The 16,840-nt window shown below is 41.5% G+C and carries 13 protein-coding genes; all 13 read left to right on the top strand.

Annotation, left to right across the window (positions count from 1 at the left end; all coding sequences use genetic code 11):
* The first annotated feature begins 27 nt into the window (after nt 1-27).
* Nucleotides 28-1,722: a hypothetical protein gene (locus I6E83_RS07455; protein ID WP_197100840.1), complete on the top strand. Its 1,695-nt coding sequence runs from the start codon at nt 28-30 to the stop codon at nt 1,720-1,722.
* A 67-nt stretch (nt 1,723-1,789) separates the two neighbouring features.
* A complete protein-coding gene (gene tssM / locus I6E83_RS07450; RefSeq protein ID WP_197100838.1) occupies nt 1,790-5,839 on the top strand; it encodes a type VI secretion system membrane subunit TssM in 4,050 nt (1,349 codons plus the stop codon).
* Complete coding sequence (gene tagF / locus I6E83_RS07445) at nt 5,836-6,816, top strand: type VI secretion system-associated protein TagF (protein WP_197100829.1); 981 nt, start codon at nt 5,836-5,838, stop codon at nt 6,814-6,816. Before tssM ends, tagF begins: the two co-directional genes overlap by 4 nt.
* Nucleotides 6,817-6,901: 85 nt before the next feature.
* Nucleotides 6,902-7,726 (top strand): OmpA family protein, encoded by an 825-nt coding sequence (locus I6E83_RS07440; protein ID WP_197100828.1) that lies wholly within the window; start codon nt 6,902-6,904, stop codon nt 7,724-7,726.
* Nucleotides 7,727-7,823: 97 nt separating this feature from the next.
* A complete protein-coding gene (locus tag I6E83_RS07435) occupies nt 7,824-10,514 on the top strand; it encodes a DUF2345 domain-containing protein (protein ID WP_197100827.1) in 2,691 nt (896 codons plus the stop codon).
* Nucleotides 10,515-10,557: 43 nt separating this feature from the next.
* Complete coding sequence (locus I6E83_RS07430; RefSeq protein WP_197100826.1) at nt 10,558-11,676, top strand: DUF2515 family protein; 1,119 nt, start codon at nt 10,558-10,560, stop codon at nt 11,674-11,676.
* Entirely contained in the window at nt 11,676-12,551 is an 876-nt protein-coding gene (locus I6E83_RS07425; protein ID WP_197100825.1) for a hypothetical protein, read from the top strand. Before I6E83_RS07430 ends, I6E83_RS07425 begins: the two co-directional genes overlap by 1 nt.
* A 428-nt stretch (nt 12,552-12,979) precedes the next feature.
* Complete coding sequence (locus tag I6E83_RS07420) at nt 12,980-13,672, top strand: hypothetical protein (RefSeq protein ID WP_197100824.1); 693 nt, start codon at nt 12,980-12,982, stop codon at nt 13,670-13,672.
* A gap of 56 nt (nt 13,673-13,728) precedes the next feature.
* Nucleotides 13,729-13,965: a hypothetical protein gene (locus tag I6E83_RS07415; protein WP_197100823.1), complete on the top strand. Its 237-nt coding sequence runs from the start codon at nt 13,729-13,731 to the stop codon at nt 13,963-13,965.
* A 236-nt stretch (nt 13,966-14,201) separates the two neighbouring features.
* Complete coding sequence (locus I6E83_RS07410; RefSeq protein WP_197100822.1) at nt 14,202-14,438, top strand: hypothetical protein; 237 nt, start codon at nt 14,202-14,204, stop codon at nt 14,436-14,438.
* A gap of 198 nt (nt 14,439-14,636) precedes the next feature.
* Nucleotides 14,637-15,296 carry a WG repeat-containing protein gene (locus I6E83_RS07405; protein ID WP_320158386.1) on the top strand — a complete coding sequence of 220 codons (660 nt, stop codon included), beginning with the start codon at nt 14,637-14,639 and terminating at the stop codon, nt 15,294-15,296.
* An 83-nt stretch (nt 15,297-15,379) separates the two neighbouring features.
* Nucleotides 15,380-16,081, top strand: a complete 702-nt coding sequence (locus tag I6E83_RS07400; RefSeq protein WP_197100820.1) for a hypothetical protein — start codon at nt 15,380-15,382, stop codon at nt 16,079-16,081.
* Nucleotides 16,082-16,090: 9 nt separating this feature from the next.
* A complete protein-coding gene (locus I6E83_RS07395; protein ID WP_197100818.1) occupies nt 16,091-16,783 on the top strand; it encodes a hypothetical protein in 693 nt (230 codons plus the stop codon).
* The last annotated feature ends 57 nt before the right edge of the window (nt 16,784-16,840 follow it).

Genomic DNA, 16,840 nt, shown 5'->3' with positions numbered 1-16,840 from the left:
AACCCAACAAATAGGGAGTTTAGATAAGTGGCTGCAAAAAAAATACTGTCGTACAGTCGCTTTATTTTAGGAGCGTTTTTAGGCATTTATCTCATTTTGGTTTGGATGTACTTCAAAGACAATGCCCGACAGCTGACTTCATCTGGCTTATTACTGTGGTTCGTTGCCATTCCTTTACTGTTACTTGGTACTATCATGGCACTCCTATGGTGGCAAAAAAAGCTAGATAAGCAAGCCAGCAAGAACTCTGATTCCCTTGATGACATATCAAATAAAACAGAAAGTGCCAAGCAGCCCGATACTTATCAAGTATTTATATTTAGCCGTATTTGCCTGCCTGAAGGAGACAGCTGGTCTGAAGTTATTGACAACGACGAAGACCTGACACTATTAAGTGATGAGCTGACAGATTTCGATGGCTTGCCGATACTAGTAAAACCGATTACCAGACTTACCGATGCAGCATCGCTACCATATCAGTATATATCTAAGGATTTGGAAGACGCCGACTGGGATATTGATACCTCCGATGAAGACGAATCCAGATCAGAGCGTATGGCCGGATTGAATGACACAACTTTGCGCTTGTGCTCATTGATTCATGAGCAGCTTACTTTGAGCGATGAGATATGGTCTGTACTCGGTGAACATTTTTATCAGCATCATCAGCAAGACAACATGCAGTCCAACTCGGCTGCCCATATTCATCCCGAATGGCAGCAGCATTACTTAGTTAGCGCCAAAGAAGGCAATAGCGATGAGACAATGGCGACCGCCCCTACTGTACGTCTGTCCAATTTGCCTATCTATTTGTGCTTGCCTGCCAGCGCTGACTCAGCATCTCTTATCTCAGTAGTAACAGAACAGTTAGCGACCTACGGTATCCCTGAAACCGCACTCTCTTTTACGACTATCGCGACTGACGATACCGATGCAACAAATGACAGAGTAAGCGAGGCAACAACGGCCAGTCCTGCCGAGTTTATCAATAGACATATCATCTCCTTGTCGCAATCAGCTGTCCCTGACATTTGCTTGATGCTCATTGCAGATTCGCAGATTAGTGAGGAGTGGTTGGACTCTCAACTGTATTCCAATCAAACGGCCAATGTCATTCCTACTGAGGCTGGCGCTCTGCTGGTATTTTTTAATAAAGCGGCTCAGGATTTACTGAATATAGATACCAGTACCCATATTCTATTAACTGAGATAGATACCCCAAAAGCCAACGATAGAGATAAGGAAGGTCATACCTCTAATCGCCTAAGTAATAACCGCCGCTACCTTAATCATCTAACGACGATCCAAAAATTATTAATCGATAATACGCTGTCACTATCACCGACCAATACGGCAGCACTAAATACTGTCAACAAACCGACAACAAAAGCAGATGATGCTGATTCCAAAACTAATGTTGCACTATCAAACCTCAGCATTACGGCCATATCAGACATTAATCCATCAAACCAACCTTATGACATGTCGGTATACATGAATTTTCTTGACGCATTTATAGCGCAAGGCGCTCTAGTAAACGAACGTCATTTAGGGCATTATATGCCATTGAATCACTGGTTAAAGCCATTTATTAGCTTATCGCTATTCGTAGACTTAGTCGAAAATGACCAACAAGAGTCAGACAGCGTATTTTTGATTACCCAACATAAGCATTGCACCATGCTTTGGTTAGCAGATGCCTCTCAGCAGTCTGAATCATAGCTTTTGGTGACGCTTTATTATTGAAAATACTCATTTTATTATCTTAAGATCACACTAGGTAGCACGCATGTTTTCAAGGTTTTTTCATCTTATCTATAACCCAAGAGTGCTATTAGCCTTGGGTATCATAGTCGCCTTAGTCTTGCTATACGACTACGTCCCTATCAAAACCTTTTTCATTATTATTGGCGTCCTAATCACCTTTACGGTGTTAGGAGCGCTTGCCTACTATCTGTGGAAAAAGCGCAAAAAAGCCTCAGATGATCTGGCAAATTTGGTAGAAGATAATGGTAGTGAGAGTGCCAGTGAAAATGGTACTCCTACAGTAAAAGATGAAAACACCCAAGAAGTACAAGCGCTACGTCAGCAAATGCAAGATGCGATCAAAACCATCCGCAAATCAAAAATTGGTGATCAAACGGGCAAAGCAGCATTATATGAATTGCCTTGGTATATGGTCATTGGTAATCCAGCAGCAGGTAAAAGCTCAGCCGTACTGCACTCTGGCTTAAAATTCCCATTTATGGAGCAAACTAATAAGCTGTCTGTCAAAGGGGTCGGCGGTACACGTAACTGTGATTGGTTCTTTTCAACTGAAGGCATCTTACTTGATACTGCAGGGCGCTATTCTGTTTATGAAGAAGATCGCTCAGAATGGCTGTCGTTTTTAAGCCTACTCAAAAAGAACCGTCCTAAAGCACCAATTAACGGCATTATCATCGCTGTCAGTATCGCTGAATTGACCAAAAATGATCCAAACTATGCATTGGATTTGGCTAAAAACTTACGCAGCCGTGTCCAAGATTTGACTGAGCAGCTAGAAGTCTATGCGCCGGTTTACGTTGTCTTTACCAAGATGGATTTAATTTCAGGCTTCCGTGACTTCTTTAATGACTATGAGCAAGAGGAGCGTAATCAAGTATGGGGTGCGACCATCCCCTACCCTGAAGATCCAGATAACATCAACATGACCGATGTATTCGAAGAGCATTTTGGCATATTGGTAAATGGTCTAAAGGATTTGAGCACGACGAAACTGTCTTTGCGCCATCAGCGGACCGTATCCCCTAGCTTGATGACATTTCCTATGGAGTTTCAGTCATTACGCCCAATGATACGAACACTGATGCATGCTCTGTTTGAGGACAACCCTTTCCAGTTTAAGCCTATCCTTCGCGGGTTTTACTTTACGAGCGCATTGCAAGAGGGACAAGTTAGCAGTCAAATGACGCTGCAAATGATGCAGAATTACGACTTGCGTCCACCTGCTATCCCGCTCAATGCTCAGCAAGAAGCCGCAGACAAGCCTTATTTTTTACAAGACCTATTTTCAAAAGTTATTTTAAAAGACAAGCATTTGGTCAAGCAGCACAAAAACCGTAATAGACGCAGTCACCGTGCGATTGCAACCTTAGCAGCTGTCGTAACGCTGTGCGCGGCAGCTGGTCTATGGACATGGTCTTATGCCAACAACAAACAGCTCACTGAACGCGTCGTGGCTGACTTACAACAAGTCGCAGCGCTACAAAAGAACGCTAATGGCGACCTACAGTCTCAGCTTGAGTCGCTTAATATCTTACAAAGCAGAATAGAGCAACTTGAGGGTTATGAAGAAGACAAGCCGCTATCTTTGAGATTTGGTCTGTATCAAGGTGACAAACTCAAAGACAAACTGCTAGCAGAGTATTACAACGGTATCAGCATTATCGTCTTGGCACCCACCAAACAAAACATAGAACAGTTTTTGACCGAGGTGAACACCAATACTGACCAGCTAGAAGTGCGTACAGAGGACTCAACCACTGACGATGCCGCTGAAGCCGCGACTAATGATGCCTATATTCAGTCAGATCCTACGGATGTTGAAGATGCTTACAATGCCCTCAAAGCCTACCTCATGCTTGGCAATCATGACAACTTAGAGACCAGTCACTTGAGTGATCAGATGACACGATTTTGGCGTAACTGGCTTGAAGCCAATCGTGCAGATATGCCACGTGACAAAATGATTCGCCAAGCTGAGCGTATCTTGAGTTTCACACTGTCTCATGCCGATGACCCTGCCTTTCCACTCATCCAAAATGATTTGGGTTTGGTAGACAAAACACGTACCAATCTATCGAAAGTCAGCAAAGGTCAACCTGCTCGTGATCGTGTCTACTCTGAAATTAAGATGCGCTCCTCTGCCCGCTTCCCATCGGTTACCGTTGCCCAAATTACGCAAGACACCAACAGTGAAGCGCTACTGGGCAGCTATGTGATTTCAGGTACTTTTACCAAGCAAGCATGGGACTCTTTCGTCAGTGATGAAATAGACAAAGCCGCCACTACTAGAGTGGTAGCAGATGACTGGGTGCTAGCAACCAGCAGCCAGAATGATCTTACATTGACAGGCAGTCCTGAACAAATTCGACAATACTTGGTCAACCGCTACAAGCAGGAGTATATCAGCGAGTGGAAACGGTTTTTATCGCAAGTATATGTTCGTGATAGCAAAGGATTCGATGACCATGCTGTGCTGTTGAATCAGCTGTCTAACCCCACAGAGTCACCATTAAAGACACTGTTTGAAACCGTCGATCGTCAGACACAATGGGATAACCAAGCGGCCAATCCAGCGGCAGCCAATGGTGGCCAATCTCGACGCTCATTTGTCAATTGGTTCAAGCAGACCATACTACGTCAAAGCCCTGCTGAGCTGCGACAGGCAGAAGCAGCGCTAGGCAACAATGGTAGTACCAGTGACACAGCGACCCCTACAGCACAAGCACCGTCAGGGGTAATTGCTCAAGAATTCTCCTCTATACATGCCTTGGTAACACCAAGAGAAGACAATCAAGACTTGTCGCTATTAGACAATTATTTGGCAAGTTTAGGTGATGTTAGAACGCGCTTTAATAATATCGCTCGTAGTGATGATATCGGTCCTGATGCTCTGTTATTTGCTTCGCAGACTCTCAGCCCTGACGGTTCAGAGTTGACCAAATCTCTACAGATTTTGGATGAGCAGATACTGAGCCAAGCCAACTCTGAAATCAAACAACTCGTTCGACCGTTATTAAGTGAGCCACTAACCCGCTCATTTAATATGTTATTGACTCCCACTAAAGCGGAGATTAATAAAGTCTGGAAAGCACAAGTACGTAAGCCTTTCCTCGATAATTTAGAAAAGAAATATCCATTTACTGCCAATGCAAATTTAGAGGCAACACCCGCAGAGATTGGTCAGTTCTTTGGTGAAGACGGCTATGTGGCAAAATTCGTCAACGAGACGTTGTCGCCCTTTATCATTCGCCGTGGTGACCAAATCTCTAGTAAGATTTGGAATGGTGCAGGCCTAGGCCTTAACCCAAAATTTGTCGCTGATTTTGGTCGTTACTTTACTAACTATACGGGTAGCAATACTGCTGGAACGACAGGTGCCGCTGGCAATGGTGGCTCTACCAATCAAACTACTTTCCAAATCATGCCACTACCTGTCAGCGGCCTGACCGAGTATACGATTGTGGTTGATGGTCAGCAACTACGCTATCGCATGGGTACCCAAGCTTGGACGACCTTTGTATGGCCGAACCCAAGCAGCCAACCTGGTGCTAGCATTCGAGCTAAGGACTATGATGGCAGAGACTTTACCGTCTTTGAAGAAGCTGGTAGCTTCGGTGTAGAACGCCTCATCAATAGTGCAAAACGTACTGAACTTGGCGACGATATCTTTGAGATGGCATGGTCAGGTGACGGCATAACTATCTCTGTACGTTTTAGAATCATCAGTGGTAATAGCAGCAATGCTACTCAGGGTCGCTCTACCAATCCATTCAATGGTATGAAATTACCCGATGAGATTATCGCTCTTGGGGTCACACGTACGGCAGCCCCTATTGCTGATAGCAATGCTGCCAATAATAGTACGCCTACCAATGGTTCGACAACTAACGTGACAACGCCAAGCGGTGGGCAGAATAATACAACTCCTACGACGCCATCCAACATCTTAAACTTGACGCCTACTACTAATGCTAATGAAACTGGCAATGCGCAAGCTGATACCCCTGTTGCGACTAACACCTCTACAGATAATGACTCAGCCGAAGCAGAAACTCAGGAGCAAACTCCATGACTCCTGAGCTTTTACCTTTAGTATATTTTGGCAAGCTGCCTGCACGCGGAGACTTTGTGCGGGCACGTGCTCATATCTCAGAGACTAACGCGATTGACGAATGGGTCAGTAAAGCCCTAGTAAGCTCGGAAACACTATTCAGTGACCGATTAGTAGACAGGACGACGACCAATCAAACGGCTTTTTTAAACTTTAGTCATGTGGATACCAGAACCAATGAAATTATCACTGGCGTCCTGATTCCCAGTCATGACAGTAGTGATAGAAACTATCCGCTGATAGGCTTTGGTGTCCTACATATCGACAAACCTAAAAGCTGGATGAATTATTTGCCCATTAAGTCTGCTAGCATTTGGAATGAGACTTACGAAATTATAAGCATGGCCAAGTCTAAAACAGATAATTCTGACTTGATGGAGTACCTCGGCCATAGCCAGCTCACGATTGATAATAATGCCAGTACGCACTATTACGATTTTATCAATACCACGACTCTACACGATATCGCCATATTGATGAACATCGACAAGTCGCAATTGATACAGCAAATTATCGCGACTGGATTATTATTTTTACCGACATTCACGAAAGGCTTTCATGGTCTGAACAAAGCCATCTGTTGGCCACTCACTTCCGATAGAGCTGCCTCGATACATATGGCTACTTTTTGGCATGATTTGATCAGTGGGTTTTATCAACCACATCAGCTCTATCTGAACACCTATCTCTACCGTGCCTCTAATTGCTATCGTCTGCTACTGAGCTTTACGAAACCTGACGGACATATACTCAGTCAGATATCGGAGAGTGAGGACAGCTACCCTGAAGGCTGGGTTGTCATCGCTGATAGTGACTGGACACAAGGATATATTGAAGAAGATATCGGGCTGACCCGCTTCAATAAAGTCTTGTTACAAGACAGTCTCTACCTGTATGATACTAGGCAATTGTTTAAAAAAACATTTTTGGCACAATGATAATTCATGATTAGCTGATGACCCTGTATATCAGGCCTCTGTATTTAATAACTGCTCAATAATATAAAGATTAAAAGGCACTTCAATGAAAGTCCTCTCCAAAATATTACCATCTAAGCTCACTGGTCACTCCAAAAAACTGTTATTAGTGTCCGCGATGATATTTCCTCTCAGTGCGGTTGTCTTTGCAGCTCAAGATGATGGTCTATCACGCAACGTACCAGTCGTCATCAAAGGTGTGGTCGCTACCAGCTCAGACAAGCAACAATTGCTCGAAAAACTAAAAGCACAATATCCTAATAAAACGGTCAGAGACGAAATCGAAGTGCGCTCGAACATTAGTATACCGACCAATTGGCAACAGATAGCCACTGCTATTATCGATAGCGACATCTCTAATATTAGCCAAGGCCGTATCGATATCCATGGTACGACCATTAGCTTACATGGCAAAGTAAGCAGCGTAGAACAAAAACAAGCAATTCAAAATCGCATTCATACCCGCCTAACGGATCTCTATCAACTGGACAATCAACTGGTCGTCGTAGAGGGGGAGCAACGTCTCCTCGACGACACATTAGGCAATCGTATCGTTGAGTTTGAGTCAGGTAGCACCACACTAACCCCCATGGGGCTTGGTATTTTGGATGATATGGCAGGCGTGTTACAGCGGGTCGGTGATAAGCCCGTGACCATCACTGGACATACGGATAATGTCGGCAACCCAAGTTCGAACTTGGTGTTATCAAATAAGCGTGCAGAAGCGGTCAAGCAATACCTCATCGGTCGAAATATCAGTGCAGCACGTCTCAGCACTACGGGTAAAGGGGACGCAGACCCCATCGCCAGTAATGACAATGAAGAGGGGCGTACTCGTAATCGCCGTATCGAATTTACCCTCGCCGAATAACACGGCTGTATGCATGACAATGGCAGACAAGCACTTATGTTTTGATGCCAGCACTCAAAAAACATGATGCCATTGCGCAAAGAATAGGGACATAACTATGTTACGCTTGACCAATACTGTACTCCCCATGCATCCTGACAGGCTCTATGCCAGTGAAGGCAGTACACAAGCTCCCTATGCGAGTGCTCGTCAAGACATCAATGACCATAAAGCGTGGCAGAATAAGCTGATTCAAGCATCTTCTGAAGATGATATCGTTGCCCAGCTAAACCCCAATGGGAATGAGCAATATCAGCAGCACGGTATCGACACTTACCTGCTTCATGTCTATATTCATGAACGTCACCATCCGCCTTTTACATCGCTCACCTACTTAATCGGCACTCCGCTTACCTTGAGCTTCGATACCCCGAGCAGCCTACACTACCGCCATTTATACCTGACTGCCGTACATCAACTGGATCACGATGGCAGCTACGGCTATTATCGTCTGCTCGCACAGCCCATTACTTATCGCCTGCATCAGCATCCACGCTGTCATATAGATACTGACTTATCAGTACAATCAATGGTGGCAGAACGCACTGCACCCTTAGAGATAGAGACCGTCGATGATAGCAGTAGTGAAGACGCTAGCTGGACACCTGCACGCATGACCCAATGGCAAATCAGTGATTGGACGCATATTTGTGAGCGGCTTGCACGCCAAGGACTGACAGCTTATCTGCGACACGAGCAAACGGACGCACACTCCCCACCAAAGCTCATTATCACCACAGCTTCTCCAAGCGATAGCGATGGCATCAGCGCAAACATTGGCGCGATACGCTACCAGCAAGTATTACACGACCGCGTACATGCGCCAGTATTGGCATTGAGTGAGCAAATCATCACTCAACCAAGCTACGTGACGATGCAGCGTTTTAATAGTGCCAGTGTCGCACATCCCACTCAGTCCGCTGACGTTACCATAAACACCAGCACTGAGGAAAATAGCGCTGACGAGGACAATCAAGCAAATAGCCAATCACTCACACTAGACACCCCTGCCGCATTTGCGCCAGTGACAGATACCGAGAACATCGATGAAGCGACTGTCGTAGCAAACAGTCATCAAAGCCATCATAGCGTCTATCATGCACTTGCTCATGCCACTGATTTGAATGTTGCCGATACCTTTATACTGGTCGATCACAACCATCTCAATCAGCACTATCGCGCCACTCATATCGTTCACTTGGCACGTAACAGTCTGGCACATGTGACAGGGCTGACCATCAGTCGTCGCCACCATGAGCGTCATGCCTCAACACTAGAGTCAGGTATTCACTTGACCCAGCTGCGTCTGATTACCACAGATACACCGTGGGTGGGTGGCTTATATAGCAAACGCGTGCTACCGCCAATGACCGGTATCACAGACGCTCAAAGCGATACCGACAGTCGCAATCACATGACCCCGACCAAAAGCTATCTGCTTGACAGTCCTGCCCAACCTATCAATCGATTAGAAGCCCAAGCAGGTGCCAACTATGGCAGTCACTTCACTCATAGAACTGACGACCAGACCCTGATGCAGTCTATCGGTGATGGTGAGCACTTAATCAATACTGGTAGCTTATTATCCAGCACGCGCCCTAGCCTATTTGCCACGGACAATGAACAAGCAGTCGAGAGCGGCTATCGCAACACGGGCAACGGTTTATCAGAGTGGATCACTGATCATAGAACGGAGCAAGCGTACTCACAGCTGAACGTCGATGATGGTCAAGTGGCTGCCACGCTCAAGATGGGAATTATCAATGCTGAAAGTGATGGCGCCAGTAGTAAACGCCAAGGTATCAATGCCAATACTAACGCTCAAATCAATATCAAGTCTGGTGAAGCTTTGGTCTTCTCAACCCAGCCGCAAACCCATGCGCAATCTGGACAGCACAACTATCAACAGCACACCCCGACTCTCACCCAAACAGCATTGGGTGGTCAACATCTGGCTGAGCGCTTAACACAACTGGCCACAGGACTGGGACGTCAGGTCAATGACCACAAAGCGATTAAAACTCAGTTAGAAAGTATCGCAGAGGATCAGCAAACCAAAACCCATCAACAAGCGCCCTACACGCTGATCGATAGCGCTGCTGATACGAGCTATGTCAGTGACGATACGCTGATTCAACGATCGATGGGTGAGATGGTAACGACCACTCAGCAAGATATGATGGTTAGTAGTGGTGATGGTCATCATCAGGTCAGTAGTGAGTCTTTGACAATGGTCGCTGATGGTCAGTTCAGTATGACAAATAGCAAGGACAATATCATGCTGTCTGCTCATACAGGAAAGCTTGAAGCGACAGCGAAGCAAGATGTGAATATGTCATCCTCGACCAAGGAAGTTGAGATAGTGGCAACGAATAAGATTACGCTGACGGCGGGCGGTGCGAGTATCACGCTAGATGGCGGTGATATTACGATTGCGGCGATGCAGTTTACGGAGAAGGCTGGTAAGCATAGTCGTGATGGCGGCGGGATGGATGGTAATTACTTATCACGTCTACCTTTCGATAAACTGATGGAAAAAGAGTTTTTTGATGAGCAGATTCAGTTTTTAGATCCTACAGGTAAGCCGTTAACTGAACTAGAATATCGATTAACTAGTAAAACTGTCAACATTAAATCAAAATCAGATGGTGATGGCAAAACGCCGCGTATAGATTCAGGGGATAAAGAGGACGAGCTAAAAGTAAAATTAGTTTGGTCTACTTTTACGAGTACAGAAAATAAATCATAAAATGTACAAATATAAATACAAGCTTTTATAAAAAGGGAAAACAATGTCTGGTAAAGACTCTTTGGACTGGAAAAGTAAAACCAACTCTAATGTGGGTAGCTGTAGACCAGCTCAATGTAACTGTATTCAGTTTTTACAGATATATCAGCAAGAGGCTATGAAAAGAGTATCTAATTTTGATTCAGCTAATAATTATAAGCTAGAGCCAGGATATGAGGCTCGAGCTAGACGTATTGCTTCTGTCTATGCCAAAATATTCCTAGAAACAGAGGCCGGAGGTGACCCTACTTTATTAGGGCGCTATTATTGGATGGGACTAGGAGCTTTTGCTTCTAAAACAGTAGCTATGGTCTTTAGCGCTTTTAGAAGTGAAGTTGCTTATCTTACCGGTATGCTAAACTCAGATGACGCCTTAAATGCCTTTGCAAAAGGTAATTTATGGCTTTTTATGGATATATCAGTTTGGCATTATCTGTGGAGCGCTTCTCCTGACTCATTTAAAAAGTGTAAAGGACAACGTAATACTCAAAATTTTGTAGACCTTCGAACATCAATAAATAATATGCCATGGTCTTCTTGCTTATCAGATATCAACTACCTACGAGTAACATCAGAGATCAACTCTGCCTTTGGCCTGCTACCTAGTATTGAATCTAAATTTAAAGCAAAATCTACCTTAAGTTCTAAGTTTCAAGCTGCTCAAACAGATCTTTTGGATCATATCCTATATGTTGCAGTACAAGAACAAAAAAATATATTACAAAAAATTGCATGGGAGGATGCGTCTCTTCAAGCAAATGTTAAAGATCAACGCGGTTGGTTTTTGAGCAAGGTTTCTATTGATCAAACACTAGCATTATCAAGCGATTATGATATTAGTACACTAAAAAAAAGAAGAAGAGGAACTGGAAGAGGAGGATTAGGAGGAGACGCTAAATCTCTACGTGAAGACCCATGGAGCGCACCTCCAAAGGGAACGATACTAGAAAATTATGATAGCCGCATGGTCTGGATAAATAATGTAGCTAAAAAATATCATAAATTAATGCTTGATACTGATGGTAGAAATTTTTTAATCTCTGAGCTTAGAGTCATTGCGACTTGGGGCAATAGTAAAGAAACCGGTTGGATACTCCCTAGTAGTAATGAAGGAAAAAGATAATGCGATTACTATCCTTCAAAGCAGTCGTATTAGCGGTTATCGTGGCGATTGTTTTTATCTTATTTCAATACACACAACAAGAGAATAAATCTATGCCCACACCACAAAATGTCACTCTTCACTTTGGTCAGCAAGGAGTCGAAGACTTTAATACTTATACTGGTGGTAATGTAGACGTCCAACCTGCAGGTATGAGCTTTTTTGATTTGTTTTGGACGCCTCCTAATCTAGGCACAGTAAATATTGCTCATGAGGAGCATACTTTAACATTAGAAAATGTGTTTTCTGTATTAGGCAGTCAAAAAAGTAGTGGTGTCAGCGGTATTGATATGGACTCAGGCTTAAACAAAGCAGAATTTGTGGAACCAAAAGAAGCTTACTCAGCCTATAAAGAATTATTGACTCAAATTAATCAAAAAGGTTGGCAGCAGTATTACGCTCCCTATGCACCTCGTGTTTCAAAGCAAAATAACCTTAGGTCTATAAAGCGATCCAATGAAGTCACAGATCCTAATTATATTCTGAGCTATGAAGAGTGGTCTGACTTATTTAACAGCAACCCAGACCAAAGGCTAGATTACAATTTATATCTTGATGGCATTATAATGAATATTACTCTTAAAAAGACGAAAGCTAACGAGTTCGGACAAGAGCAGTATCTACTCAGATATTCTTTCAATACTGCTGGATATATTGGCGTTAATCTTATAGAAGGTGGATCTAAACTCGAAGGAGCAGCATTGAAAAAAGCCTATGAAGATACTATTAAACTGGCTTTAAACGATCGTTCGAAGCAAGAACTTAATTTACAAGAACAGGGCTATACTATCGATAAAAATTACGAGAGTCCTGATTTTTGGGAGTATATGAAATAGTCTGAAGTTGAATACAAACCTAAGACTATTTTATAAAATAATGCCTAGCCAAATCAGCATACTGGTTTACACCTACCAAAAAACATAACTGAGCCTATCTTAAGAAACGCCAGCTCATGCCAGACTATCCAAACAACAACTGGGGTGAAGTGATTTGGCAATTTGATGGTGAGCAAGGTTAGTCTTTTATTATTTTACTTAAGCCACCTTCGGGTAGTTTTTTTATTATTGTTTCACAACCCAGCCGCAAACCCATGCGCAATCTGGACAGCACAACTATCAACAGCACACCCCAACTCTCACCCAAACAGCATTAGGTGGTCAACATCTGGCTGAGCCCTTAACACAACTGGCAACGGGACTGGAACGTCATGTCGATGACCACAAAGTGACTAAGACTCAATATACACAGACTACAAGAGATCTATATGAAGGTAATGAAACTAACATTTACTCTAGTAATTACTACATTATTTGCTGCCTGTGACGCCACCTCTTCTGACTCACTCACTCTAGATTCAGGTAAAGTGATCGAACCTACTGTAATACTGGATGAGCAGAATAGCGCTGAGAACATATCAACATCTAAGACTGAACCCCAAATACAACAGGGTTTCAATACAACAGACCCAACTCCTTTCATCACTAAAACCCCCGCAAAGCAAGTTCATGAACCATTTTTTTTGCCTGACGAAAATGTAAAAAAAACTAAAAAATTATTCCACAAAGACTATAATTTAAACCAAATAAATAGTAAACAGTTTGACGAAACGGCATATGGCTTTTTTGTTGTCATTCAATATAACGATGGCACTATCTTAGATTACTCATTGGATAAAGTTAATAATAAATATTTTGTGAAGAGGTTTACCTTAGCTGGGAAGTATCAACCACATGACCCGTTTAATAAACTCGATGAAGATATCATATACAAAATATTAGATATAAGCGGGGCAGATAACCCTGAAGTGTTTTTTCAAGAGCTCATAAGCAGCCCTAAAATTACTAAGTATAAAGGCTGCACTGTGCAACAAAAACAATCAAAATACGCGATGGTAGATTTGACATCATGTGAGTTTGATAACAGAACAGATTTATCTCTATATAAATCTAAAGATTAGATAGTAATAGAAGTGTATATCAATATCAGTAATCAAATCAAACAGTAGGCTTTGTTATGTATATAAAACATCTTCAATTAGTCAGCACTGTTATTTTATTGATCCTATCCATTCAAGGCAAAGCACAACCAATAGCACCAGTATTTGACTCAAAATTTGATGCTTATAGAGATATTTATTTAGACCCTCCTAATTTAACAAACCTAGCACCTTGTGTAGAATATAAAGGCAGTCGCTATGCTAAAAAAATAGACAAATCATTAATACTGGTGTACAAAGAGACAACTTTATAGAAGTGATGGATAAAGATTTATTTTTATAACGATTTGAGAACTCACCATTATATACTCAGCTAACAAGTAATAACTATTATTATACTGAAAACATTGAGTTAGGAGAAATAAATGCTCAGATAAAATTATTAAATATAATAGGTAAAAATAAACTTAATAGTATTTCTTATTATTTTAATAATGTATACGCCAGAAAACAGTATGGTCATGAGCTAATAGAACTTGATAGATTTGGTATGCTTGAAACCATAAACCTAGTTCTAGATAACCGCGAAAAATCAGAAGAGATATTAAATGCGTTATATAGTGACTACAGTGAAAAAGTTAAAAACGATATGAAGTTAAAAGATACTGATATCTATTTTTCTTATGTTCTCTTTAATGGTTTGCTCTTTGAACTGTGGGGGCGAAATACTACTCATGAACTTGAGCACTGTAGGTTTGATATGTTGAGTAACCTAACAATTCATTAGTTGTATTTTTTACATAACAAAGGACGTTGTAACTGTGGATAATTTATTATGAAAAATTTGTTCTTATTAGCCTCAATGCTTATTTTCTTTGGTTGCGCAATGGATGATGCAAAACTGGATATTAATCATTCATTGGACCCAAACTAAGTTTTAAGTGTAGAAAAAAATAGCCATGAGAGAGCACCAAACGATGAGTCAATCTACCTATATAAATCCCCATCGGATCCATCCATAATAGATGATTATGATTTCAGACCTTTTGAATCTGAAGGTAAGTGGGGCTATAAGTACCATGGAAAAGTTGTCATTGCACCTGAGTACTCATTTGCAGGAGAATTTTTGGGTGGTTATTCTAGAGTGCAAAAAAATGGCAAAATGGGCTATATAGACCGTCAAGGAAACGTCATTGTAGATTTTTTATATGAACGCTCCTCTCAAATTCATGACGGATTAGCTAAAGTCCAATTAAATAATAAATGGGGACTCATAAATACAAAAGGTGAAGTTCTTCTGCCTTTTGAGTATGAAAATATAGATATGTTCAATGAAGGGTTTGCCTCAGTTCAAAGGAATGGTAAACGCGGCTTTATTAATAAGCAATTTGTAGAAGTGATTGATTGTCAATACGATGAAGGCTATGATTTTCATGAAGGCTTAGCGAATGTTAAGCTAAATAACAAATGGGGATTTATTAATAAAAAAGGAGAAGTCATTATTCCATTTATATATGATGACGCTGATAGATTCAGAGATGGAGAAGCTCAGGTTATCAAAGATAATGAAACGTTTTTGATAAATATGAAAGGAGAACGTCTGGATACTCCAGTTACTACTGATTATTTATATCAGCTTGAATAATAAAAGGTTTGACCCCTGCCCTCAAATCCGTACAGATAAACTTAACCCTTTTAACAGGCTTGACAATTAATTAGGTGTATTTCGTGGTTAAACTTATTTTTATAGCAATGTCATTGTCATTAGCAAGTTGTACAAGCTTAAGTACTTCAAAAGTCATAGCTAGTGAGCCAGCACTACTACAAGATGATAAACAGGCAATGATAAATGAACCTGTAAAGTCAGATAAATCAGTAATATGCTATGAGCCGACAGGCTACGATAATCAACCTATACCACTGGATACTGGAGTATTAAGAGAGAATCCTATTAATGTCGTATCAAAAGAGCTATTTATCAAAAGATTAGAAGCCTCTCCTTTATGGGAAAAAGTAAGCCGCGCCAACCTTTTCAAAAGTGATTTTTCATTAAATGATATAAACGGGTTTCTTCAAACCAGTGGCGATGGCCCTACCCCAAAGCAGATAAATAAAATTTCTTATTCGCCTTTAAGCGCAAAACAAAGAAATAAATACGGACATCAGCTATTGGATCAAGAAAAGTTTGCTATGACAGAAATTGCCAATATAGTCATTGATGATCACGATAAAGCTGCTGAAATACTAGACCAGCTCTATCAGCAATATTTAGTTAAAGTTGAAAATAATGACGTATTGAGTGATGGGGAAACATTGCATAGCTATGTTCGCTATAACGGTATATTGTTCGAGATTTGGGGAATAAACAGAACCAATCATCCTATTAAAGAGTGCAACTTAACTCTTTTGACAGGCTTGACAATTAATTAGGTGTGTTTCGTGGTTAAATTTATTTTTATAGCAATGTCACTCTCATTAGCAAGCTGTACAAGCTTAAGTACTTCAAAAGTCATGGCTAGTGAGCCAGCACTACTACAAGATGATAAACAGGCAATGATAAATGAACCTGTTAATAATAACAAACCAGTAATATGCTATGAACCACCCGAATATGATAATCCACCGGAACTACCTGATACAGGAGTGCGCAGAGAGACCCCTATTAATGTCGTACCTAAAGATCTATTTATCGGAAGATTTAAAGCCTCTCCCTTATGGGAGCAAACAGAACGTAAAGATGAAGACAGATCCAGTTTTAGACTTAGTGCTCTTAACGGTTTTCTTCAAGTTCGTAGCAGTCCTACACATGTAAAGAAAATTGCTTATATTCCTCTAGATGTAAATAAAAGAAATAAATATGGACATCAGTTATTAGATCAAGAAAATTTTGCTATGACGGAGATTATTAATTTAGTGATTAATGATCACAATAAAGCTGCTGCAATACTAGATCAGCTTTATCAGCAATATATAATTAAAGTTAAGAATAACGACGTATTGAGTGATGGTGAAACGCTGCATAGTTATGTTCGCTATAACGGCATATTGTTTGAGCTGTGGGGATTAAGTAGAAATACACATCCTTTGGAAGTATGTAATTTCAATATGTTAACAACGCTGACAGTCAGTTAGAAATTAAACATGATTAAACTTATTTTTATAGCAATGTCACTGTCATTAGCAAGTTGT

Source organism: Psychrobacter sp. SZ93C1, assembly GCF_015864635.1.
GTDB classification, from domain to species: domain Bacteria; phylum Pseudomonadota; class Gammaproteobacteria; order Pseudomonadales; family Moraxellaceae; genus Psychrobacter; species Psychrobacter fozii.
Note: the sequence above shows the minus strand (reverse complement) of the source record. Positions and strands in the feature narration are given on the sequence as shown.

Coding starts and splice junctions, on each gene's coding strand:
- tssM (WP_197100838.1), top strand. CDS start 1,790: ATGTTTTCAAGGTTTTTTCATCTTATCTATAACCCAAGAGTGCTATTA.
- tagF (WP_197100829.1), top strand. CDS start 5,836: ATGACTCCTGAGCTTTTACCTTTAGTATATTTTGGCAAGCTGCCTGCA.
- I6E83_RS07440 (WP_197100828.1), top strand. CDS start 6,902: ATGAAAGTCCTCTCCAAAATATTACCATCTAAGCTCACTGGTCACTCC.
- I6E83_RS07435 (WP_197100827.1), top strand. CDS start 7,824: ATGTTACGCTTGACCAATACTGTACTCCCCATGCATCCTGACAGGCTC.
- I6E83_RS07430 (WP_197100826.1), top strand. CDS start 10,558: ATGTCTGGTAAAGACTCTTTGGACTGGAAAAGTAAAACCAACTCTAAT.
- I6E83_RS07425 (WP_197100825.1), top strand. CDS start 11,676: ATGCGATTACTATCCTTCAAAGCAGTCGTATTAGCGGTTATCGTGGCG.
- I6E83_RS07420 (WP_197100824.1), top strand. CDS start 12,980: ATGAAGGTAATGAAACTAACATTTACTCTAGTAATTACTACATTATTT.
- I6E83_RS07415 (WP_197100823.1), top strand. CDS start 13,729: ATGTATATAAAACATCTTCAATTAGTCAGCACTGTTATTTTATTGATC.
- I6E83_RS07410 (WP_197100822.1), top strand. CDS start 14,202: ATGCTTGAAACCATAAACCTAGTTCTAGATAACCGCGAAAAATCAGAA.